Here is a 21,890-nt window from a genome sequence, read left to right as displayed (position 1 = left end):
TCACAGAACCCGAACGATGGCCGCCACCCGCGTGACGACTCCCCGACTGGATCTCGGCGTCGCCCTCCTCGCGATCACACTCCTCGCCGCGCCGCTCGTCACCTCGGTCGTGGGCGTCGACGAGACGACCTACCGCTACGAGCGTGTGGAAGTGACGACCGACGGCGCGGCGGTCGAATACGCCGACGAGAGCCGCGCGCCGGACGACCGACCCCTCGGTGGCGAACTCGCCTGTTCGAACGGGAGTCCGGGCGGGTGGGAAATCCGCCCCTGTACGTTCGAACGCACGGTACTCGAGAACGGAACCGTCCCGACCGAGTTCGCTACCGGCAGTTCCGGACCTGTCGATCCGCCGTTTCCCGAGCGCTACGGCTACGTCTCGATCGACGGCACCGTCTACGAGACGGCCTACGTTGCGAACGATTCGCCGCGGGACGACGGCTCTCACCGCATCGACCTCACGCTCGAGCCCTCGTCGGCCGACGCGGCGCTTGCGGACGCGAGCCACGACGTCGCCTCGAGGGCGGTCCCGGCGACGGCCGCCGAAGCAGCGCGGACCGGGTCTGCCACCGCTTCGCACCCGGTCGAGGTCCCCGAACGGCCGATCCGACTCGAGGACGACACGTACTACCGGGTGTTCCTCGCCGAGACCGTCGACCCGTCCTGGCGGTTGCACGTCGGACTGACGTATCTCGCACCGCTTTCGGGCGTCGCTCTCCTGGGGTATCTCTCTCGGCGGATCGAAGTAACCTACGTCGGTGGGAGTCGTCGTCGGTAACGCCGATTTCCCGGCCGGTTCCGATTCTCCGGGAGGATTTCGTGCTATACGCGGTAGCGGTCAGTACGAGCGTACCGTGAGACTGTCGATCCGCTCGAAGTGATCGACGTTTCTCGTTACGACGGGATACTCGTGAACGAGCGCCGTCGCCGCGATCACGACGTCGGTCTCGTCGATCGGCTCTCCGGACGAAACGAGGTCCGCGTTGATCTGTCCCGCGCGCATAGCACACTCGCGATCGAACGGAAGTTCGTTGACGTCAGTGAGCAACTGGCGGACGGTCGCTCGTTCGTCTTCCGTCGCGTCGGCGAGGTGAATTCCCTCGAAGAGTTCCATCACGGTGACGGCGCTCACGAACGGCGTCCCCGTCGCGTCGACGTCTTCGATCAGTTCCGCCACGTCGCTCGAGCCGCGCAATACGTCGATGAGAAACGTCGAATCGAGGATCATTCGTCCAGTTCGTCGGCGAACTCCGAGACGCGTTCCCGATGCGTGTCGGCGCGTTCCTCGCGCCGACGGTCCACGATCGTCGCTAACTCGTCGGCGGTCTCCTCCTCGATAGCACCGTGATACTCCGCGAGCGTGACTCCACCCGTTAACCGCCGGACGACGTCGCTGAAGCTCTCGCCCTCTCGCTTGTGCGCTTTGAGTTTCTCGTAGGCGTCGTCCGCCAGCGAGATCGTTTTCGTCCCCATGGGTCTGTGTACGTACATACACAGGTAAAACGTATCGCCGATGAATCCGCAGTCGTGGTCGATTACTCCCGGAGCGCGTCCTCGCGCTCGGTCGCCTCGAGCGTCTCCGTCTCGAGAACAGCCCCCGTCTCCGCGTCGGTGGTCAGTACTCGCTTATTGTACAGATGACCCGAATCTGCGTCGAAACCGTTTCGACAGCGGTCCGTTTGGATACGTAGCGTATAGTCCATACAAGATACATCACGTACTACTGGTATTACGGATACGCTTTTATCGATACGGCTCGTGGCTCCGCATATGTCGATCGATATCGAGGACTTCGAGGAACGCACTCCCGAAGAACTCGAGGAGCCGAGTAACGCGGAACGAGTCCTTCGGTTCCTCTACGAGAACAGGGATAAGGCGTGGAAGGCAGCGACGATCGCCGAGCGAGCGGACGTCAACGAGAACTCGATCTCGGCAGTCCTCAACCGGCTGAAAGAACGGGACCTCGTTCGACACAAGGGTTCGTACTGGGCTATCACGGACGACACGGAACGGCTTCGACGTGCGCACCAGTTCCATCGGACGGTCCAGCGATTCAACCAACTCTACGGCGAAGAGGATCGCGACGAGTGGATCGAGGCGAGTGAGCGAGCGACGGAATGACGTACGACCGGGGAACGATCGTCTTCGCGGACGATCCGTTCAAGGGCGACGAAGCAAGTCGCCCCTGGCTTATCGTCGGCACCGAAGAGACGCCGTTTCACGGCGACCAATACATCGCACTTACGCTCTCGACGAAAACGTGGTACGACGAGCGCGTGCCGATCGACGACGACGATCTCATCGACGGCGGCCTCCCGAAAGAGAGTTCGATCCTTCCGTGGGCCGTCGCATCGGTCGAAGCGACTCGAGTCGATCGCGAACTCGGCGTCCTCGACGAACGGCTGGTCGACGAGGTCGTCGGACGGCTCGGTTCGTATATCGGTCTCGAACACCGCTGATTATACCGCCGGACAAGACCCGGTAACGCCCGATACTGTACCGGTGATCGCTGTCTCGTTCGAGCGTCGGGTGATACCGGAACACGCTACACCGATACGTATCAGAACGTCGCCACATTCTGGGGGTGCTCCCCGTGTTACTCCCGGAGCGCGTCCTCGCGCTCGGTCGCCTCGAGCGTCTCGGTCTCGAGGTCGGTCGCGACGACGGCGGGCTTGTAGGCCCCGCCCTCGAAGAGATCGTGGTCGCTGACGGAGGACTCGACGAACCGCGTGAAGGCGCGGCGCTCGGCGGGCAGTTCGCCGTAGATCACTTCCTCCTCGACGAGGTCGTAGACCGGGATGCGCGGCGTCAGGAGGGTGTTCTCGCCGACGACGCTGTTCTCGCGGACGACGAAGCCCGACGTGACGCGACAGCCCGCGCCCAGCGAGACGCCGTCCTCGACGATGACCGGCGCGTTCTCGACCGGCTCGAGGACGCCGCCGATGAGGGTGTTCGCGCCGAGTTTGACGTTTTCGCCGATCTGGGCGCACGAGCCGACCGTGTCGCAGGAGTCGACGAGCGTGCCGTCGCCGACGTAGGCCCCGATGTTGACGAAGGAGGGACTCATCATGATGCAGTCCGATCCGAGGTAGGCCCCGCGGCGGATCGTCGTCCCGTCGGGCGTGTTCCGGGTCCCGCGAGCGCCCAGGTCCCCGGTCTCGCGCAGGGGCAGGACGTCGTAGTGGTCGACGCCGCCGTACTCGTAGGCCTCGTTCTCGCGCAGGCCGAAGTTCAGCAGGATGCCCCGCTTGACCCACTCGTTGGCCTCCCACTCGCCGCCGGACTTCTCGGCGGCGCGGATCTCGCCCTCCTCGAGCGCCTCGAGGAACGCCTCGAGCGTGTCCAGGGAGTCGGCCCCGGCCGTCTCGGCGTCGATCTCGTCGTTTCGGTACCGTCCCCACAGCTCCTCGATCTCGCTCTGTAGCGCGCTCATGCCTCGATCACGTCCGCAAACTCGTAACGACCCGCCTTCTGTCCAGCGATCCACACCGCCGCGTCGACCGCGCCGGCGGCGAAGACGCCCCGGTCCTCGGCGCGGTGGGTCAGGCGAACTTCCTCGTGGTTGCCCGCGATGACGATCTCGTGTTCGCCCGTGATATCACCCGCGCGCAGCGCGTGGACGCCGATCTCACCCTCTTCGTGCGGGTCGAACCCCTCGCGGCCGTGCTTGCGCTCGCGAAAGTCGCCGGCGGCTTCGATCTCCTCGAGCAGCCGGTTCGCCGTCCCGCTGGGGGCGTCGCGTTTCGCGTTGTGGTGGGTCTCGACGAGTTCCACGTCGTACCCCTCGAGATTGCGAACGGCGTCGCCGACGACGTTGACCAGCGCCTGGACGCCGCGGGCGAAGTTCGGCGCGTGGAGCACCGGAATCTCGTCGCCGTAGCTCTCGAGGCGTTCGCGTTCGCCCTCCTCGAAGCCGGTCGTCCCGGTGACGAAGGCGACGCCGGCCTCGGCGCAGGCCGCGGCGTACTCGAGCGCCGACTCCGGGCCGGTGAAGTCGACCACGGCGTCGGGCCGGGCGTCGACGACCAGGTCGGCGAACTCGGCGGCCGGCCGGACCTCGACCCCGGCGACGACGTCGGCGTCGGGATCGCGGTTGACCGCGAACGCGACCTCGCAGTCCCCGCGGTCGGCGACCGTCCGCAGGACCGCCCGGCCCATCCGTCCCGTCGCGCCGGTGACCCCGACCCGCGTCATCGATCGCCCTCCGTCGTCGGCGCGTCGTCCGGGAGCGCGTCCCCGGCGACGGCGGGGTCGTCCTCGAGGTCGGCGAGGACGGCCTCGAGTTCGTCGCGGTACTCCTCCGAGAGCCGGGACAGCGGCGGTCGCAGCGTCGCGGGGCCGTAGCCCCGGATCCGCATGGCCTCCTTGACCGGGATCGGATTGGTCTCGAGGAACAGCGTCCGGAACAGCGGCCCGAGTTCGTGGTGGAGTTCGCGGGCCTGCTCGTAGTGGCCGTCCAGCGCCGCACCGACCATCGCACAGGTCCGCTCGGGTTCGATATTCGCGGCGACGCTGATCGTCCCCGTGCCGCCGACGGAGATGATCGGTAGCGTCATCGCGTCGTCGCCGGACAGCACTGCAAACTCCTCGTCGCGCGTGCGTTCGGCGATCTCGCCGATCTGGCCCAGGTCCCCGCTCGCGGCCTTGTAGCCGGCGACGTTCTCGTGGCTGGCCAGTTCGACGGCCGTGTCCGGTTCGATGTTGCGACCCGTCCGCGAGGGGACGTTGTAGACGATCTGGGGGAGGTCGACGGCGTCGGCGACCGTCCGGTAGTGTTCGATCAGGCCGCGCTGTTCGGGCTTGTTGTAGTACGGCGAGATCAGCAACAAGCCGTCGGCACCGGCGTCGGCCGCGCGCTCGGAGAGCTCGAGCGCCTCGCGGGTGTTGTTCGAGCCGGTGCCCGCGATGACGGGGACGTCGTCGACGGCGTCGATGACGGCCTCGACGACCTGGACGTGCTCGTCGTGGGTCAGCGTCGCCGACTCGCCCGTCGAACCGACGGGGACGAGGCCGTCGACCCCCGCGGCCTCGAGCCGTCGGGCGTCCTCCTGCAGCGTTTCGAAGTCGATGCGTTCGTCGTCGTCGAAGGGCGTGCACATCGCGGGGAACACGCCCTCGAGGTCGAGTTCGGTCATGGGTGGTGTGGGTGCGTGGTCGCAGTGTCGATCGTCCGGTCGACCGGCAGCGATCGTAGTGTAATCGTCGATCGAACGCGGCGAGCCGAACCGCGCCCGGGACGGGGGTGCCACTCCCGCCACGAGCGCACTCAGACTCGTTTACGTTTCGGAAAACGAGCGCACGCGTCGCTCACGCCACGGACGACCGTCGACCGAGCGACGCGGATCATATGTGGCAAACGATCGTGAACGGACTTATCCGTTGTGACTTCGACTCGAGGAGACGATCGCTCGCTCGAGGTGTCGTTACGTACCTGTGTGGAGTTATCGCGCCATACTCGAGGTGGGGATTTCTTCGTCCGACTGCAGTGGCTCACGGGGGGAATCGAACACCTCGAAAGCCCTCGTCGCTGTCACGGTCGCTCAGCGACATATCCGCGCAAGCGCGGATAGGGGTCGCTGAGGCGACTATATGAACGCGACATGGGTTGTCGGCTTCGCCGACAACCGAAAACGTGGCGGCTGCGCCGCCACGCACGACTCGCCCTTTCAGTCCACCAGGAGAGACGCCTCCCCTTCCCCGGGTCGCCCGGCTCCGCGCTCCCGGCCCTGGCGCGCTGGTGAGCCGTCCGAGCAAAGCGAGGTGCGACCAACGGGAGCACCTCGGAACGCGAACGGCGAAGGAAGTGAGCCGTGAGCAGATGCGAGGACGGCTCGCTGCGTCGCGAGGGGCGAGCGAACGGAGTGAGAGAGCCGGCTGGGGAGGGTGAGGACGTGGGTGGGACTGAAAGGGGCCGGCCGTCTCGAGGAAGGTGGACGACGTAAGCACTGGAGCGAACGAAGTGAGCGAAGCGCGCAGCGAGGCCCCCGACTCGAGACGGCCGGGGGCTTTCACCGTGTTCTCGACTCAGTTTCCGATACTCGGTCAGTCGCTATCCACAATCGCTCTGCGATAACTCCACACCCGGTACTTATCTGACCCCTTCCCCGTACGCCTACTCGAGTCGGGCGTCCGTGATCCGCAACTGCCCGCGCGTCGCGTCCCACTCGTGCTCGTACTCGAGGTCGATCCGGCGGTCCATGTGCGGACCGTCCACGACCAGGGTCTCGAACTCGCCACCCTCTCCCAGAAGGTGGACGCCGTACTCCTCGTTGAGCGACTCGAGGTCACGGATGGCCTCGCGGTCGAGCGTCCGGCCGAGCCAGGACTCGTCGAGGCCGCGAGCCGCGACCTGGATGATCTCGATCTCGAAGCCGGCCTCGAGCATCGCGTCGGCCAACTCCCGGGGATCTTCCTGCCACAGCGGGGCGAACAGTTCGCAGTCGAGGCGGTCGCACATCCCCTGGATGCGACTGGTCTGGTACTCGCTCTCGACGGCACCGGCCGTCACGCCGGCGATGCCGCCCTGGAGGTCACGACCTAACTCCGCGAGTGCGGCCTCGAGCGGCTCGAGTTCGTCGTCGCCCTGTTCCCCAGAGTCGGTGGCGTCGTCGGCCGCCAAGTCCCCCGGATCGACCTCGAGCAGGTCGATGCCGATGCTCTCGGCGGCAAGCCCCGCGAGGTCAGTCGCGGGGACGTGATACATGTACGAGTCCTCGCCCGGGTGGACGGTGACGAGCCGTCGGACGTCCTTTCCCGTCTCGAGGGCCCGGTACAGCGCCCACGAGGAGTCCTTGCCGCCGGAAAAGAGGCTCACCCACGCGCCGTCAGCGTCGCTCATGGGCTGTCATGGCGGGTCGGAACTAAAGGCGTGACGAGTCGTCGCCGTCCTACCGGGGCGGGACGTCGGAGTCCTGCTCGCGGTCCTCGCCGTGCGTGCTGACGGTGCCGTCCTCGGCAGCGGCCGAGGGCTGTGGTCGTTCGGGCTCGGCGTCGGGCTCGGCCTCGGCAGTCGGATCGGCGTCGGGCTCGGCCTCGGCAGTCGGATCGGCGTACGTCTCGACTTCGGCGTCGGGCTCGGCCTCGGCAGTCGGATCGGCGTACGTCTCGACTTCGGCGTCGGGTCCGTCACTCTCGGCCGCCGCGCCGCCGTCGGTCACCTCGCTCGCGACGCCGGGGCCGTCGTCGTCCGGGCTCGAGCCATCAGTTTCGGGTGCGTCGTCCCCGCTCGCGCTGAAGTACGACGCGACGCGGGCACCGACGAGGCTGACGACGAGCGCGCTGGCGACGTACAGCGCCAGTCGCTCGCCAGCCGTGATCTGGAACGATTCGATGGAGATGACGCCGTGTTCGATCGGCGGAATGTCGATCGGATCGAGGACGCCTTGCTGTGCGAGGAAGTAGCCGGAGAACCCCCGAACGACGAGGCCGACGGCGAGCAGGAGAAAGGGGAGGTTGAGGTACGAACTCCGGATCGCGTCATCGCCGATGACCTCGTCGAGGAGTCGCCCGGCGCTTGTGGTCACTGCAGCGCCGGCCAACCAGGGGGCCGCCTCGAACGCGAACTGGGTCGCCGGCACGACGACGCCGGGTTGGCTCTCGAGGCTGGAGATCCCGAGCGCGCCGGCGAACAGGCCGACGAACGTCAGCCCGGCGGCGACGACGTAGGTGACGACCGACACCTGTCCGGAGTACAGTGCCTCGCGGGCCTGGTGGGCGACGCCGGTCATGATCTCGTCGACGCTGAAGCCCTTGTACAGCAGGAACAGGCCGATGACGGTCGTGATCGCGGCCGCTCCCTCGGCCGGCCCGACGACCGTCGCCAGCATCGGGAAGACCAGAAGCGTCAACCCGATCGGGACGAGTACGGTCTGTCGGAGTTCCTCGTCGGCGAGAAACTGCTTCAGCAGGTAGTAGGTCGACTCGATGTCCCGGGCCTGGCGGACGACGACCCGGTCGACCGAGTCGACGCGGACGCGGCTCTCGACGACCGGCACGAGCCGCTCGTCCTCGGCGCTGTCGATGACGACGATCGCCGAGTCCGGCTCGTGTTCCGCGATGAGTTCGTCGAGCTGGCGGGCGACGGCTCTGTCCGCCGAGACCATCGACTCGCGGTCCCCGGAGACGACGGCGACGACGGCTTCTTCGTCGTCGTCGCGCAGGTCCTGGGCCACGCGAAGCCCCTCGAGGAGGGTGTTGACCCCGGAGTCTTCCGGATCCGCCAGGCCGATGTCCGTCACGAGCGCTCGGACTGCCTCCCAGCCGACGATGGGCGACCGGAGTCCGGTCTTGCGCCCGACGTCGTCGGTCCGGTCGAGACAGACGACCAGCGTGGTCACGGTTTCCGTTCCTCGCTGTGTGACGATAAAACCACTTACTCGTTTGCCCGACGACCGTCGAGATCGCGACCGACGAATCGTTCCATGCGCCGATCACACCAGTAATTTAGTATAGTGGATTGCAATAATTTTATCCTCATGTAGTAATTAACTATAGCTGGAGTTAAAATGACAGGCCAAGACAGGCGCACGTTCTTGCAGACGATCGGTGCCGGTGGTCTCGGCGCGCTCGCGACGGGGGCCGTCGGGACCGCGGCAGCGGAGACGACGGTCGCCGTCGAGGGCGGCGGGTACGACATCTGGAACGACCACGACGAGTTCCACTACTACTACGAGGAGGTCGACGGCGACTTCGACGTCACCGTTCGCGTCGACGCCCTCGAGGACACCGACGAGTACGCCAAGGCGGGACTGATGGTCCGCCAGTCGCTGGCGGCGAACGAGGAGCACGCGATGATTCGCAAGATGCCGGGCCACGGGACCTCGTTCCAGTGGCGCTCGGACGACGGGGACCAGGCCGAAAGTACGACGTCGGACGAGGGCGAGGATCAGCGCGAGGTTCCAGGCGGCACGATGGCGGCCGACTGGCAGCGACTCGTCCGCGAGGACGACACGATTCGTGCCTACGGCTCCACCGACGGCGAGAACTGGACGCTCATCGCCGAAATATCGCCCTCGGCGGGAACCATCGACTTCGCCGACAGCGCGTACGTCGGCCTCGCGGTTACGAGCCACGACGAGGGGACGCTCTGTACGGCGCAGTTCTCGAGCCTCTCGGGGCTGTCGCCGTCGAACAACACGGATATCGGCGACGTCGACGTCTCCGGGAGCGTCTCCACCGAGGACGGAACCGGCGGTGGGGGTGGCGGTGGCGACACCGATCCCGTCGTCTCGACCGGCTCGGCATCGAACGTCACCGAAGCGTCGGCCAGTCTCGGCGGGGCCGTCGACGACCTCGGTGGTGCCGACGAGGTCGCCGTCTCCTTCGAGTACCGCGCCAGCGGCGCGCTCGGCTGGCAGTCGACGCCCGAGCAGACGCTCTCCTCGACCGGCACGGTCAGCTATCAGGTCTCGGAGCTCGCGCCCGGCACGAGCTACGAGTTCCGGGCCGTCCTCGAGGCCAGCGACGGCGACAGCGACGTCGGATCGACGAACACCTTCGAGACCGCGGCCGCGGAGACTGACGGCATCGTCGTCGAGGGTGCCGGTGCCGACATCTGGAACGAGGCGGACGAGGGCCACTACTACTTCGCCGACGTCAGCGGCGACTTCGACGCAACCGTTCGGGTCGATGCCCTCGAGGACACCGACGAGTACGCCAAGGCGGGCCTGCTGTTCCGCGAGTCGCTCGAGGCCGACGCGACGAACGTGATGGTCCGCAAGACCCCGGGCCACGACACCTCCGTCCAGTGGCGTCCCGAGACGGGAAGCGAGTCGACGAGTCTGACGTCGGACGCCGGCGAGAGCGAGCGCGAGATCGCGGGCGGAACGATGGTCGCCGACTACCAGCGGCTCGTCCGCACCGACGACGCGTTCCTCGCGTACGGCTCTGACGACGGCGAGGACTGGACGCTCATGGCCGAACTCTCGACCGACGTGATCGATCCCGACGAGAGCGGCTACCTCGGACTGGCGGTCACCAGTCACAACCCGGGGACGCTCTGTGCCGCGGCGTTCTCCGAACTGGGCGGCGTTTCCCCGACGCACAACCAGGACATCGGGAACGTCGAGGTCGCCGGCAGCGTCTCCGGGAACGACGGCGGCGACACCGACACGGAGCCGCTGGTCGCGACCGGTTCGGCCGAGGACGTCCACGCCGAGAGCGCGACGGTGTCGGGCACGCTCGAGTCGCTCGGGCAGGCCCCGTCGGCCGAGGTCGCCTTCGAGTACCGCGAAGCCGGTGCCGATTCGTGGGCGGCGACGAGCGGTCAGACGGTGACCGAACCCGGTCCGTTCACCGAGTCCGTCACCGACCTCTCGAGCGAGACCGAGTACGAGTTCCGCGCGACCGTCACCGCCAGCGACGGCGACGTCGACACCGGCTCGATCGCGACCGTTACCACCGCCGAATCCGACACGGAGCCGGCCGTCGCGACCGGCGACCCGACGGAGATCGACGCCACCTCCGCGACGGTGTCGGGCACGCTCGAGGCCATCGGCGGCCAGGCCGAGACGGCGGACGTCTTCTTCGAGTACCGCGTGGCCGACGATGACGACGAGTGGAACGCTTCGAGCCCCGCGACGCTCGAGGAGCCCGGCGCGTTCGACGGGACGCTCTTCGGGCTCTCGGGCGAGACCGAGTACGAGTACCGCGCGGTCGCCGAGGCCGACGACGGCGACGTCGCGACCGGCCAGACGCGGACCTTCGAGACCGAGGCAGGCGACACCGTCGGTTCCGGCGGCTCGCACTTCGACTACACTGACGGCTTCTCGACGCCCGCGCCGTGGCTCGAGAGCGAAGACGTCCAGGTCATCACGATCACCGAACCCGACTACGGGCAGGTCAAAGACGCCGTCCAGACGGCGGGTCCCCGGGTGATCGTCTTCGAGTGCAGCGGCACGATCGAAATCGAGGACGAGACGCTCGAGATTTCGGAGGACAAGTGCTGGATGGCCGGACAGACGGCCCCGTCGCCGGGGATCACGTTCGTCAAAGGCCAGTTCCAGGTCGACGCCGACGACTGCGTGATCCAGCACATCCGCTCCCGGCACGGCCCCGGTTCCGAGGCGGGCGACGTCCAGAGCAACGACGCGGTCAACACGGACAACGACGCCACGAACACCGTCTTCGACCACGTCACCGCCTCCTGGGGGACCGACGAGTGCATGTCGCTTGGCTACTACGGCGAGCGCAACTCCATGATCAACTGTCTCGTCTACGAGGGGCTGTGGGATCCCTACGGCGAATCCACCGATCACAACTACGCGACGCTGATCGGCGACGGCAACGAGGAGGCGTTCCTCGCGGGGAACGTCTGGGCGAAAGCCCGCGGCCGCATCCCGCGGCTCAAAGACGACACCGAGACGGTCGTCGTCAACAACTTCACGTACTTCTTCGACGAGTCGGCCAGTATCGATAGCTCGGCCGTCACCACCTTCGTCGGCAACGGCTACACCGGGCTGACCGACGATCAGGACGAAATCCTCGAGGGCGGCGGCACGGTCTACGTCGAGGACAACTACACCGCCGACCCGCCGCTCGACGACACCGACTTCGCGAGTTCCGACAGCGAGTCCGAACCGCCGCTGTGGCCCGACGGGCTCGAGGTCTTCGCCGCGGAACAGGTCGAAGAACACAACCTCCAGTACGCGGGGGCTCGCCCCGCGGACCGAACCTACCACGACCAGCGAATCGTCGCAGAGATCCAAACCCGCGCCGGCAACGATCGACTCGACGACCCCTACGAGTACTGGGTCGGACACCAGGACGAGGTCGGCGGCTTCCCCGACCTCGAGGTCAACTATCACGACCTAGACGTTCCAGACACCGGCTTGCGCGAGTGGCTCGAGGGGTGGGCGCTGGCCGTCGAAGAACCGGACGCCAGTCCGCCGTAAGCCGAAGTCGCTCGTGGCCGTCGGAGCGACGGCTCACGTTCGAAGCCGGAACTCCCGCTCCGCGGCGAGGCCGGCGATCCCGGCACCGAAGGCGTACGCGACCTTCTGCGCGCCGGCACCGACGCGAGCCATCAGCGGCCGTTCGGGCTCGAACTCCTCGATGGCCACCTTCTCGCGCTCGAGCCGGTCCGCCAGTTCGTCCTCGATGTCCCGTCGGGTGCCGAGTTCGTCGACCAGTCCCAGCTCGTGGGCCTGCTCGCCGAGGTAGATCCGGGCCTCGGTGTCGCGGACGAACTCCGCGTCTAGGTCGCGTCCGTCGCTGACCCGCTCGACGAACGTCTCGTAGTAGTCGTCGATGATCCCCTGGAGGTACTCCCGTTCGTCCTCCTCGAGTTCCTTCAGCGGGGTGCCGGCGTCCTTGTACTCGCCGGCGGCGAAGCGCTCGTAGGAGAGCCCGACCTTCTCGGCGAGGTCGCTGGCGTTGACCCGCGAGCCGATGACGCCGATCGAGCCGACGATCGACCCCTCGCGGGCCCACAGTTCGTCGCAGCCGCTGGCGATCCAGTAGCCGCCGCTGGCGCAGGTGTCAGTCGCGTAGGCGATCGTCGGCCCGTCGAACCGCTCGGCCGCCAGCCGGATGTCGTCGCTCGGCACCACTTCGCCGCCGGGCGTGTTCAGCTTCAACAGTAACGCGTCGACGTTGCCGTCCGCGTCGGCCCGATCGATCTGTTCGACGACGTCGTCGGCCGGCGTCGACCGCGGACTCGAGGGCACCGGTCCGCCGCCGCCGTCGCGCGTGATCGGCCCCTCGACGGCGACTTCGGCGACGTCGTAGCCCGGGAACAGCGAGCCGGCGACGTTGCTGCCGATTCGCGCGCCGATGCCGACGACCGCGAGCGCCACGAGAACGCCCAGCAGGTCGGTTACGCTCTCCGGATAGTAGACGAACAGCGCGTAGCCGACGGCAGCGAAGGCCGCCGTCGCGACCAGTACGATCACGAGTCGTCCGATCCCGCGGGCCTCAACCACGGGCCTCACCTCGAGACATGTCGAACGCTGTGTGTGCCGCCCTGTTAATATCGTCGCTCGCCAGGCTGGCGGTGTCGTCCTCGAGAGCCCGCGGCGTGTCGTCGCGGAGCGATCGCTGATCGATCGAGGTAGCGTCGACTACGCGCTCGAGCGCAAACGTGTCACTCTCGAGTCGCGATCACCTGTCGCCCGCCTCCCGCAAAAACCGCGTGGAGACGAATCGAGTGGACGACCGCTAGAGCAGCCCCGTCTTCTGGAGCTTCATCAGGTCCTCGGTGTCTAAGGTCTCGCCTTCCTTGAACTTCTGATAGATCTCCTCGGCCTCTTCCTTGGCCTCCTCTTTCTTCTTGTCGCGCTCGGACTTGCGCTCTTCCTCTTCTTTCTTGTCCAGTTCGCGCAGGCGCTTCTGGACGCGCACGAAGTCCTCGTGATGACGGTCGGCGGCCTCCTGGGCCTCGACGAACTTCTCGTGCATCTCGTCGGCCTCGTCACGGATGTCGTCGGCCTCGCGGTAGGCCTCGATCATCTGGTTGTGGTGTTCCTGGGCCTTGTCCGCGAGCTCCGTCACCTTCTGGTGGTGTTTGGAGGCCTCGGAACGGACTTCTTCGGCTTCCTCGACGAGCTCTTCTAAGTCCTCGTTCTGATCGAGCTTCTGTTTGCGCTCCTCGTACTCCTCGCGCTTGGCCTCGATCTTCTCGATGAGCTCCTGCTCCTCCTCGCTCGAGAGGACCTCGGTCTGCTGTTTGAACTCGAGTTCCTCGATCTCCTCCTCGAGCTCTTCTAGGTCTTTCCCCTCGTCGAGCTCCATGTCCGACTTGAGCTGCTCGACCTTGTCGAACAGCTCGTTGGCCTTCGCGTTGAGCTCGTTTCGCTTTTCCTTGTGCTCTTGGACCTGCTCGTTTAACTCGTCGCGCTTCTCGCGGTGCTCCTGGGCCTCGTCGACTTTCTCGCGCGTCTTGGCGTTGAGTTCGTCGCGTTTGGAGGCCCGCTCGGAGGCCATCTGGTTCAGCTCGTTGCGCCGATCGCGGAGCTGACCGGCCTTCTTGATGAGCTGCCCTTTCGATTTGTTTTCTAGGTCGTCCTCTGTCAGTTCGATGTTTTTCGATTCGTCTACCATGTTAGTCAAACCTCTGTGCCATACCGCACCGGAACATCGACGGACCGACGTCGGCGGCCGACGAGCCCGGGAGCGGGCCCTCGACCCGTGCGATCCGTCGAAGACAGCGACCGCTCACGATCTGCGAAACCTCGGTGAATAAGATTTCCTGTCATCGATCGTCGAGCGATACGCGCCCCGGTGGCGTCTGGTACCGGCTACTACTGTCGCCTGTAATTTAAATGTACCGATCGACAGACCCCTGAAAACAGTTCGCAGGCGCTCCGTCCCGCGTGTCGACAACTCACACGGACGCTCGAGGGACATATAAACTGGCTCCGCCATCCCGTGGCGGAGCCGCTCCCGTCGGCGACCTGCGGGTCGTCCAGGGGGGTACGCGGACGCGGGAGCAGACCCCGCGACCTCAGAAGAGGTTCTCGATGCGCTCGTCGGTGAGCTGGTCGGCCGGATCGTCGCGTTCGTCTTCTTGGGCGCGCTTCGCCTCGCGTGCGCGTTCCATGAACTCGTCGATGCGAGAGGAGCGTTCGGCCCCGCCCAACAACACGAGCGCGCCGAGGCGATCGGTATCCAGCGGGAAATCCCCGCCCCGGACCTGCATGGTGTCGGTCTCGTCTTCGAGCCAGCGCCGGGCTTTCTCGACGCCCTTGCGGGGGATCGCTTCGGGTCGACCCGCGACGACCAGGAGGGCGGCGTCGGCGCTCGTCACGTCGGGCATGCTGGCCCCCGTCAGCAGGGCTTGCCGGGAGACGGTCATCACGGTCCGGAGGTTGTCGCTGCTGTCCTCGGCGGCGGTCTCGCTCGCGTAGCCCAGCACCGAGAGGCCGCCGGCGTTCAAGGTGTTGATCACCTCGCTCGAGTCGACGACGCTCTCGCCGACGCCGTCGACGGCCTCGCCGGAGGCAAAGAGGAGACCGACTCGCTGAGCGATCTTGCCGTTGATGCGCTCGAAGGCGTCCTCGACGCTCTCGCCTTGCTCGTGCCAGGCGTCGTTGTCGATCAACAGCGTCGAGTCGGCCTCGCGGGCCAGCGTCTTCAGCGATCGACCCGCGTTGGCCTGGTAGATCGCGCCCTCGTTACGTCCCGGCAAGACGCCGAGCGCGTAGATCGGGACGTCGTACACTCGCTGGAGGTGATGGACGAGTACGGGTGCGCCGCCGCTGCCCGTCCCGCCGCCGAGGCCGGCGACGACGAAGATCGCGTCGGCTTTGGAGGTGACGCGACCGTCGAGGTTGGAAAGCACCTGGTTGATGTCCGCGTCCATGATCTCGGTGCCGAGTTCGTTGTCGGCTCCCACGCCGTGGCCGTTGACGCGGTCGGCACCGATCAACTGCGTGTCGACGAACTCGAGGGACTGGAGGTCGGCTTCCGCGGAGTTGACGGCGAGGGCACCTTGGACGGCTCCGAAGCCCATGTCCGCGTCGAACCGAGCGAGGCGCTCGGTGACGTTCCCACCGGCTTGCCCTACGCCTATCAGGGCGACTTTCATAGAGATCCCATGCGCGTGGCCGAAGTTGAAGGTTGCGGTGGGTTCGATCCTTCCGGTCGCCGAAGGGTAATCCACTTGTGGGCGACCGCTGTGGGTCCGGATATGTTCCATGAACAGCGAAGACGTGCGCCGGAGTCGCCCGGGGAGCTGCGTCGGGAGTACGACGAGGAACTGGCCGCGGTCGTCGAATCGCACGGTCTCGAGGCCGTCGCCGACGCGACCGACGTCGATCGTGAGCGCCTCGAGGCCCTCGGCGCGGGCGACTCGCCCGCGTTGACCCTCGAGGAGGCCGCACAGATCCAGTCGCTGGCCGACGGCGCGCCGGACGATCCGGAGACGATCGTCACGATGGCCACCGAACACCTCCTGCTCGGGATGTCGTCGGCCGTCCTCGACGTCGACGCCCTCGAGAGCGACCTCGCGATCGAGATGGACGCCAAGGAGATCCAGCAGAAGATCGAACGGCGCGCCCCGATGAGCTTCGAGGAGTTCGTCCACGTCCAGTACGTGATCGCCGACGAGATGCCCTGACGCGACGGTCCGCCGTTCTCGGTCCGCTCCGGAATCTCTCCTCGAGCGGTGCCGTTATGCCTGTTCCCCCACGAACCCCGATATGCAGGTTGCAATTCTGGGCTGTGGCTACGTCGGCCTCGAACTGGGCCGACAGCTCCACTCCCGGGGCCACGACGTGATCGGTGTCCGCCGCTCCGACGAGGGCCTCGAGCGCGTTTCGGAAGCGGGTCTCGAGGCGGTCGAGGCCGACGTGACCGATCGCGAGTCCCTGTCGGCCGTCCCCGACGTCGACGCCGTCGTCTTCGCCGCGAGCAGCGGCGGTCGGGGTGCCGATGCCGCCCGCGAGGTGTACGTCGAGGGCCTCCGGACGGCCGTCGACGCCTTCGGCGAACGCGACGAGGTGCCCGACCGGCTCGTCTACACGTCCTCGACGGGCGTCTACGGCGATCACGACGGCGACTGGGTCGACGAGGAGACGCCGATCGAGCCGACGACCGAGAAGACCGAGGCCCTCGCCGCGGCCGAACGCGTCGCGCTCGAGCGCCCCGCCGAGTACGGGTTCGAGGGCACCGTCGCCCGCTACGCCGGCCTCTACGGCCCCGACCGCTATCGGCTCGAGCGCTACCTCGAGGGGCCGGTCACGGAGGGGTACCTGAACATGGTCCACCGCGACGACGCCGCCGGCGCGGTCCGCTACCTCCTCGAGGAGGGCCTCGCCCGCGACGAGGTCGTCCAGGTGGTCGACGACGAACCCGTCGAGAAGTGGGCGTTCGCCGACTGGCTGGCCGAGCAGTGCGGTCGTGACTCGCCGCCGAAACGGACGAAAGCCCAGCGGCTCGAGGCGGACGACCTCTCGGCGGCCGCCCGCCGGCGGATCCTGACGAGCAAGCGCTGTTCGAACGAGACGCTCCGCGAGTTGGGCTACGAGTTCGCGTATCCGACCTTCCGGGAGGGCTATCACGCGGCTATCGAGGGCTACTCGAGGTAGTATCGTTCTCGGAAAACGCGGCGGAAATTTCATGTTGGTCCGATAAGACTGTCCGGTATGAACGAACCGGACGTCTCGGCGACCCTCACGTTCGTCGAGACGGGCGCGTCGACGGCCGACGCCGTCGTCGAAACGCTCCAGTCGCTCGATCCCCTCGTCCTCTCGTTGCTGGTGGTGGCCGTCGCGGCCGCCCTCGTCGGCGGCTGGTGGCTCGTTCGCTGGTTCCGTCGCCCGCCTGGCGTTCGCCTGCAACGGATCCTCGCCGATTACGACGAGGTGGCCGTGTTGATGCATCCGAACCCGGATCCGGACGCGATGGCGTGTGCGATGGGGGTCGCGACCATCGCCGATGCCGTCGACACCGACGCGACGCTGCAGTTCGCCGGGGAGATCCGCCACCAGGAGAACCGTGCGTTCCGGACGGTGCTCGATCTGGACCTCGAGCGCGTCGAGTCGAGTTCAGACCTGGCCTGCGACGCGGTGGTGCTGGTCGATCACAACACGCCGCGAGGGTTCACCGGCGCTCAGACGGTCGAGCCGGTCGCGGTCGTCGATCACCACCCCGGAAACGGGACCGGGACGCGCTTTACCGACGTTCGAACGGAGTACGGCGCGGCGTCGACGATATTCGTCGAGTACCTCGAGGAGGTCGGCGCGTCGACACCGGACGACGAGGGCGACCCCGTCCTCTCGCCGGAACTGGCGACGGGACTGATCTACGGCATCCAGTCCGATACGGACCACCTGACGAACGGCTGTTCCAGAGCCGAGTTCGAGGCCGCGGCGGTGCTGTACGACGCCATCGACGAGGACCTGCTCGAACGGATCGCCAACCCGCAGGTCAGCGACGACGTGTTACAGGTCAAGGCCACGGCGATTACCGAGAAACGCGTCGACGGCTCGTTCGCCGTCTGTGACGTCGGTGAGGTAGGAAACACCGACGCGATTCCACAGGCCGCGGACGAACTGATGCACCTGGAGGGCGTCACGGCGGTGGTCGTCTACGGGAAGAAAGACGGGACGATCCACCTCTCCGGGCGCTCGCGGGACGACCGCGTCCACATGGGCGAGACGCTCCGGCACGCGGTCAGCGACATCCCGATGGCGAACGCCGGGGGCCACGCTCGGATGGGTGGCGGTCAGCTATCCGTCGATCACATGCGCGGCATCGGTCCGTCGGACGGCATCGACGACGAGGAGTTCGAAGAACGGCTCTTTTCGGCGATGGCCGGCGAGCGCTGACGCCGGGCGATTCCGGGCCGATCGCTCGCTGGACCGGCCCGGAGTTACGCGGGTTCGATCGCTTATCTGATCTCCTTCCACTCGCCGTTACACTCCGGACAGATGCGAACGGTCTTGATCTCGTCCGGGTCGTTCTCGGTCTTCAGCGGTTTCTCACACTCGGCACAGACGAGTCGATCGTAGGTGTCCTTGTCGAGTTCTCCTTCGCGGAGTGCCTTCCGGACGGATTTCATGTTCGCCCTATTGGAAGGTGGGGGAGAAAAAGACCAGGGTGTTATCGAGCGCTGTGCTGTAACTGAAATTATACGTGCGGGCCGGCGTCCCCGTCGCCAGGTCCGACCTCCCAGCGACGGCTTCGGTCCGGGTTGACGGTCACCCGTAGCCGTTCGGCCGACGGCATCCGGTTGATTAATCTCCCCGGCGGGCGTCTACCGGCCCATGAACGTGACCGCCGACGAACTGGCAGGCGTGGTCGATCTCTTCGGCGGGCTCACGCGGTCGGAACTCGAGCGCGCGCTCGATGAGGCCGCGTTCCGGGTCGACGGCGGGACCGTCGGCGAATCGGCGCTCGAGGAGGCGATCGACGACGCGCTCGAGTCCTACGCCCTCGTGGCCTGCGAGGCGGCGGAGGTCGCCTCGGACGACGAACTGTCGGTCGACTCGGAGCCGCTGTTCGTCGCCGGTCCGGCGGCGTTCCCGACGCTTCCGGAGGGGGCAGAGGACGTCCCTCACATCCTCGACGTCGATCGGCGGCGGTTCGACCGCGAGTCGCTCGGCGAGTCCGCCCGGAAGCGTTTCAGCGACGACGTCGAGCGGGCCGTCGAAAACGGCGACGAGGGGCGCTGTCGGCACCTGCTCGAAGTCAGTTACGACCTCGAGGCGTGGGCACCGGTCGACGTCGCGGCCGAACGCGACCGTCTGGAGGAGCGACTCGAGTGAGATGGCCCGGATGAATCTCGACCCCGTCGCGGCTTACGAGCCGGCCGAGATCGACGATCAGCCCTACGACGCGGCCGTCCTCGCGCCGATCGTCGACCGTGACGGGGAGGACCACCTCCTCTTTACGCGCCGGGCCGACCACCTCGGCGAACACCCTGGCCAGATGAGCTTCCCGGGCGGCGGTGCCGAACCGGAGGACGAGACGATCCTCGAGACCGCGCTGCGGGAGGCCAACGAGGAGATCGGTCTCCGGCCCGACGAGGCGGAGATCGTGGGCCAACTCGACGACATTCGGACGGTGACGGAGTACGCCGTCACGCCGTTCGTCGGCCACGTGCCCGACAGGGAGTACGAGCGCGACGACAGCGAGGTCGCCGAGATCGTCGCCCTGCCGCTGTCGGGGCTGCTCGATCCGACGAACTTCGAGTACGAGCGCCGGGATCACCCCTACTACGGCGACATCGTCGTTCACTACTTCCACGTCGACGGCTACACCGTCTGGGGAGCGACGGGCCGGATCCTGGTGCAGTTGCTCGAGCTGACGACAGACTTCGAACCGCCCGAATCGGCTGACGACGAGGGCCTTTGAGACTATCGACCCGCACGAAGCGACGCCGCCCGACCGATTTACTGACCATGACGGACGAATCCGACGACGCGCGCGAACTGCGGACGTGTGACTACTGTGGCGCTCGCGTTCCCGTCGCGATCTATCGGGAACACCTCCTCAAGGAGTGTCCGGGCGACTGAGCCGGCACTCTGCTCCCGTCTCGACGACCAGCCACTGAACGTGTTTATATTCTGATTGATTAACCTCTGTTCTCACACGACCGTGGAACCACGACGACTCGCGTTGTGGGCCTCCTCCGAAGAGACGACCCCGTTCGCCGCCCCGAATCTAGGCAGTACGAAAAAAGATAAGATAATTGAAAAGTTATAAGGCGGAGCAGTTCCAATTCGGTAACGAGATGAGTACCCAGAAGACCGTCCAACAGGAAGCCGGTACCGTCGAGGAGAACGCGCTGCGACTCGAGCCCGAGAAGGCCGAGCAGATCGTCGACGCGCTGAACCGCGACCTGGCGGACGCGTACGTCCTCTACCACCAGCTACACAAGCACCACTGGAACGTCGAGGGAGCGGAGTTCCTCGACCTCCACGTCTTCCTGCAGGAGGTCTACGAGGACGTCGAGGAGGCCGCCGACGACCTCGCGGAGCGACTGCAGGCGCTGGGCGGCGTCCCGCACGCGAACATGACGACGCTGGCCGAGAAGGCGACCGTCGAATCCGAAGACGAGGACGTCTACGACGTCCGCACGTCGCTCGAGAACGACCTCGAGATGATGGGCGACATCATCGAGAGCTACCGCGAACACATCGAACTCGCCGAGGGGCTGGGCGACCACGCCACCGCCGAGATGCTGCGCGAGCAACTGGTGACGATCGAAGAACACGCCCACCACGTCGAACACTACCTCGAGGACGACACCCTCGTCCTCGAGTCGGCGACGCACTGACGGCCGAGACACCGACTACTCGACGCTCGGCGCGCTGTCGTCGGAGTGACCCGGCAGTGTGAGTTCGATCTCGAGTTCGGGGTCGCCGACGCCCTCGAAGTCGAGTTCGACCTCGACCGGGTCGCCGAACGCGAACGGGAGTTCCCACTCGTCGTCGACGATTGTCAGTTGCTCTCCTTCCTGTAGCTGTTCGCCCAGGGCGACGAGGAACGCGCCCGCCTCGCTCGCGTCGAGGCGGTACTCCCGCTCGAAGTCCCGCCCGGGTCGGATGACGGTCCGTTCGTCGGAGCCGTTCGTGTCTTTTGCTGTCATCGGTTATCGTTGGACGTCCACGATGGTATCGCTGGCGATCCAGCCGTCGTCGTTGTTCGACTCGAGGAAGACCGCTCGACCGGGCCGGGTTTCACAGACCGCGATCGCCGGCACGGATCGGGCTTCGTCGTCTGCGTGGTCCTGCGGTCGGCGAGCAGTCGACATCACGAGTGTTTAGGCCGACCTAAAACAAAACACGTTCGGTTCGTCGGTCGGTTGCGGGGTCGGACAGACCCCGTTCAGGTGATAGGTCACGAGCGCTCGAGCGACGGTCCGCCGTGATCGTCGGGTTCGGTGTCGGACTCGAGCAGGGTTTCGGCGACGCGATCGGTGACGAGTGAACTGACGTGGCCCGCGAGTTCGATCGCTTCCCGATCCGGGTCCTCGAGTTCGAGCACCGTCCGGAAGAACTCCGCGAGGACGACGTAGGAGTCGTAGAGCGATTCGGCCTCCCGACGCCCCGCGGCCGTCAGCGTCGCACCTTCGTAGGGTTCGTACGCGAGGTAGCCCCGCTGTTCGAGTCGCTGGAGCATCTCCGTCGTCGCCGCCGGCGACCGGTCGAGTCGCTCCGCGACGTCGCCGGGGGCGACCGGTTCGCCGTCCGCTCGCGCCTCGAGATAGCAGACGAGCAAGTACTGCGAGGCGTCGGTCATCCCGCTCGAGTCCGCTCGCGAGCGATCGGTCGGCCCCGCGTCGCCGGCGTCCGGTTTCGACGGCACGACGGGATCCGACGGCCGTCTCGGGCGATGCACATCGGCCGTGAGCGACAGCGACGGGCGAGTCGCTCCACAGCGCCGTCCATAGGTTTTGGCTCGCCTAAAACATTAAAGCGTTTTCGGAAATTAGGTCTGCCTAAACC

At 66.6% G+C, this 21,890-nt stretch carries 25 protein-coding genes; 10 read left to right on the top strand and 15 right to left on the bottom strand.

Features of this window, described 5'->3' with window-relative positions; genetic code table 11:
• Nucleotides 1–16 precede the first annotated feature (16 nt).
• On the top strand, nucleotides 17–778 hold the full coding sequence (locus tag TX79_RS06745; protein ID WP_049926601.1) for a hypothetical protein: 762 nt from the start codon (nucleotides 17–19) through the stop codon (nucleotides 776–778).
• 60 nt (nucleotides 779–838) lie between these two features.
• On the opposite strand, the gene TX79_RS06740 is transcribed toward TX79_RS06745, so the two are convergent.
• The 3 genes from TX79_RS06740 to TX79_RS19240 form a co-directional block, all read right to left on the bottom strand.
• Complete coding sequence (locus TX79_RS06740) at nucleotides 839–1,228, bottom strand: type II toxin-antitoxin system VapC family toxin (RefSeq protein ID WP_049926600.1); 390 nt, start codon at nucleotides 1,226–1,228, stop codon at nucleotides 839–841.
• Nucleotides 1,225–1,473, bottom strand: a complete 249-nt coding sequence (locus TX79_RS06735) for an antitoxin VapB family protein (protein WP_049926598.1) — start codon at nucleotides 1,471–1,473, stop codon at nucleotides 1,225–1,227. The genes TX79_RS06740 and TX79_RS06735 overlap by 4 nt, the downstream gene beginning before the upstream one ends.
• A gap of 62 nt (nucleotides 1,474–1,535) precedes the next feature.
• Complete coding sequence (locus tag TX79_RS19240) at nucleotides 1,536–1,703, bottom strand: hypothetical protein (protein ID WP_154660470.1); 168 nt, start codon at nucleotides 1,701–1,703, stop codon at nucleotides 1,536–1,538.
• Nucleotides 1,704–1,770: 67 nt separating this feature from the next.
• Between TX79_RS19240 and TX79_RS06730 the strand changes: the two genes are divergently transcribed.
• Nucleotides 1,771–2,121 carry a hypothetical protein gene (locus tag TX79_RS06730; protein WP_049926597.1) on the top strand — a complete coding sequence of 117 codons (351 nt, stop codon included), beginning with the start codon at nucleotides 1,771–1,773 and terminating at the stop codon, nucleotides 2,119–2,121.
• On the top strand, nucleotides 2,118–2,459 hold the full coding sequence (locus TX79_RS06725) for a type II toxin-antitoxin system PemK/MazF family toxin (protein WP_049926595.1): 342 nt from the start codon (nucleotides 2,118–2,120) through the stop codon (nucleotides 2,457–2,459). The genes TX79_RS06730 and TX79_RS06725 overlap by 4 nt, the downstream gene beginning before the upstream one ends.
• Before the next feature lie 137 nt (nucleotides 2,460–2,596).
• On the opposite strand, the gene TX79_RS06720 is transcribed toward TX79_RS06725, so the two are convergent.
• The 5 genes from TX79_RS06720 to TX79_RS06700 all read right to left on the bottom strand — a co-directional run bounded on the left by TX79_RS06720 (nucleotide 2,597) and on the right by TX79_RS06700 (nucleotide 8,336).
• Entirely contained in the window at nucleotides 2,597–3,433 is an 837-nt protein-coding gene (locus tag TX79_RS06720; RefSeq protein ID WP_049926594.1) for a 2,3,4,5-tetrahydropyridine-2,6-dicarboxylate N-succinyltransferase, read from the bottom strand.
• Nucleotides 3,430–4,194: a 4-hydroxy-tetrahydrodipicolinate reductase gene (gene dapB, locus TX79_RS06715; RefSeq protein ID WP_049926592.1), complete on the bottom strand. Its 765-nt coding sequence runs from the start codon at nucleotides 4,192–4,194 to the stop codon at nucleotides 3,430–3,432. The genes TX79_RS06720 and dapB overlap by 4 nt, the downstream gene beginning before the upstream one ends.
• Nucleotides 4,191–5,135, bottom strand: coding sequence for a 4-hydroxy-tetrahydrodipicolinate synthase (gene dapA / locus TX79_RS06710; RefSeq protein ID WP_049926590.1), 945 nt, complete (start codon nucleotides 5,133–5,135; stop codon nucleotides 4,191–4,193). The genes dapB and dapA overlap by 4 nt, the downstream gene beginning before the upstream one ends.
• Before the next feature lie 977 nt (nucleotides 5,136–6,112).
• Nucleotides 6,113–6,838 (bottom strand): diphthine--ammonia ligase, encoded by a 726-nt coding sequence (locus tag TX79_RS06705; protein ID WP_049926589.1) that lies wholly within the window; start codon nucleotides 6,836–6,838, stop codon nucleotides 6,113–6,115.
• A 49-nt stretch (nucleotides 6,839–6,887) separates the two neighbouring features.
• Nucleotides 6,888–8,336: a DUF373 family protein gene (locus TX79_RS06700; RefSeq protein WP_049926588.1), complete on the bottom strand. Its 1,449-nt coding sequence runs from the start codon at nucleotides 8,334–8,336 to the stop codon at nucleotides 6,888–6,890.
• Between the two features lie 168 nt (nucleotides 8,337–8,504).
• On the opposite strand from TX79_RS06700, the gene TX79_RS06695 reads away from it, so the two are divergent.
• On the top strand, nucleotides 8,505–11,891 hold the full coding sequence (locus TX79_RS06695; protein ID WP_154660469.1) for a hypothetical protein: 3,387 nt from the start codon (nucleotides 8,505–8,507) through the stop codon (nucleotides 11,889–11,891).
• A 33-nt stretch (nucleotides 11,892–11,924) separates the two neighbouring features.
• On the opposite strand, the gene sppA is transcribed toward TX79_RS06695, so the two are convergent.
• The 3 genes from sppA to TX79_RS06680 form a co-directional block, all read right to left on the bottom strand.
• Nucleotides 11,925–12,920 (bottom strand): signal peptide peptidase SppA, encoded by a 996-nt coding sequence (gene sppA, locus TX79_RS06690; RefSeq protein ID WP_049926585.1) that lies wholly within the window; start codon nucleotides 12,918–12,920, stop codon nucleotides 11,925–11,927.
• 235 nt (nucleotides 12,921–13,155) lie between these two features.
• Complete coding sequence (locus TX79_RS06685) at nucleotides 13,156–14,037, bottom strand: coiled-coil protein (protein ID WP_049926583.1); 882 nt, start codon at nucleotides 14,035–14,037, stop codon at nucleotides 13,156–13,158.
• Nucleotides 14,038–14,440: 403 nt separating this feature from the next.
• Nucleotides 14,441–15,523 carry a tubulin/FtsZ family protein gene (locus TX79_RS06680; RefSeq protein WP_049926582.1) on the bottom strand — a complete coding sequence of 361 codons (1,083 nt, stop codon included), beginning with the start codon at nucleotides 15,521–15,523 and terminating at the stop codon, nucleotides 14,441–14,443.
• Nucleotides 15,524–15,625: 102 nt separating this feature from the next.
• Here TX79_RS06680 and TX79_RS06675 point away from each other — a divergent pair, with 102 nt between their 5' ends.
• The 3 genes from TX79_RS06675 (at nucleotide 15,626) to TX79_RS06665 (ending at nucleotide 18,266) form a co-directional block, all read left to right on the top strand.
• Nucleotides 15,626–16,054 (top strand): DUF5791 family protein, encoded by a 429-nt coding sequence (locus TX79_RS06675; protein WP_049926579.1) that lies wholly within the window; start codon nucleotides 15,626–15,628, stop codon nucleotides 16,052–16,054.
• An 82-nt stretch (nucleotides 16,055–16,136) separates the two neighbouring features.
• Nucleotides 16,137–17,024 (top strand): SDR family oxidoreductase, encoded by an 888-nt coding sequence (locus TX79_RS06670; RefSeq protein WP_049926577.1) that lies wholly within the window; start codon nucleotides 16,137–16,139, stop codon nucleotides 17,022–17,024.
• Nucleotides 17,025–17,081: 57 nt separating this feature from the next.
• On the top strand, nucleotides 17,082–18,266 hold the full coding sequence (locus TX79_RS06665) for a DHH family phosphoesterase (RefSeq protein WP_049926575.1): 1,185 nt from the start codon (nucleotides 17,082–17,084) through the stop codon (nucleotides 18,264–18,266).
• A 62-nt stretch (nucleotides 18,267–18,328) separates the two neighbouring features.
• On the opposite strand, the gene TX79_RS19605 is transcribed toward TX79_RS06665, so the two are convergent.
• The gene (locus TX79_RS19605; protein WP_195892469.1) at nucleotides 18,329–18,499 is read right to left on the bottom strand and encodes an HVO_0758 family zinc finger protein; all 171 of its coding nucleotides are present in this window, start codon (nucleotides 18,497–18,499) and stop codon (nucleotides 18,329–18,331) included.
• A gap of 205 nt (nucleotides 18,500–18,704) precedes the next feature.
• Here TX79_RS19605 and TX79_RS06660 point away from each other — a divergent pair, with 205 nt between their 5' ends.
• The 3 genes from TX79_RS06660 (at nucleotide 18,705) to dpsA (ending at nucleotide 20,719) form a co-directional block, all read left to right on the top strand.
• Complete coding sequence (locus tag TX79_RS06660; RefSeq protein ID WP_049926573.1) at nucleotides 18,705–19,205, top strand: DUF7109 family protein; 501 nt, start codon at nucleotides 18,705–18,707, stop codon at nucleotides 19,203–19,205.
• Between the two features lies 1 nt (nucleotide 19,206).
• Nucleotides 19,207–19,794, top strand: coding sequence for an NUDIX hydrolase (locus tag TX79_RS06655; RefSeq protein WP_049926571.1), 588 nt, complete (start codon nucleotides 19,207–19,209; stop codon nucleotides 19,792–19,794).
• A gap of 379 nt (nucleotides 19,795–20,173) precedes the next feature.
• On the top strand, nucleotides 20,174–20,719 hold the full coding sequence (gene dpsA / locus TX79_RS06650) for a DNA starvation/stationary phase protection protein DpsA (RefSeq protein WP_049926569.1): 546 nt from the start codon (nucleotides 20,174–20,176) through the stop codon (nucleotides 20,717–20,719).
• 15 nt (nucleotides 20,720–20,734) lie between these two features.
• On the opposite strand, the gene TX79_RS06645 is transcribed toward dpsA, so the two are convergent.
• The 3 genes from TX79_RS06645 to TX79_RS06640 all read right to left on the bottom strand — a co-directional run bounded on the left by TX79_RS06645 (nucleotide 20,735) and on the right by TX79_RS06640 (nucleotide 21,684).
• Nucleotides 20,735–21,031, bottom strand: a complete 297-nt coding sequence (locus tag TX79_RS06645; RefSeq protein WP_049926567.1) for an amphi-Trp domain-containing protein — start codon at nucleotides 21,029–21,031, stop codon at nucleotides 20,735–20,737.
• A gap of 3 nt (nucleotides 21,032–21,034) precedes the next feature.
• Nucleotides 21,035–21,196 carry a hypothetical protein gene (locus TX79_RS19600; RefSeq protein WP_195892468.1) on the bottom strand — a complete coding sequence of 54 codons (162 nt, stop codon included), beginning with the start codon at nucleotides 21,194–21,196 and terminating at the stop codon, nucleotides 21,035–21,037.
• Nucleotides 21,197–21,282: 86 nt separating this feature from the next.
• Nucleotides 21,283–21,684, bottom strand: a complete 402-nt coding sequence (locus TX79_RS06640; protein WP_049928310.1) for a metal-dependent transcriptional regulator — start codon at nucleotides 21,682–21,684, stop codon at nucleotides 21,283–21,285.
• Nucleotides 21,685–21,890 lie beyond the last annotated feature (206 nt).

Source organism: Halopiger goleimassiliensis (genome assembly GCF_000455345.1).
Classification (GTDB): Archaea; Halobacteriota; Halobacteria; order Halobacteriales; family Natrialbaceae; genus Halopiger_A; species Halopiger_A goleimassiliensis.
This window is presented reverse-complemented; position numbering and strand designations above follow the sequence as displayed.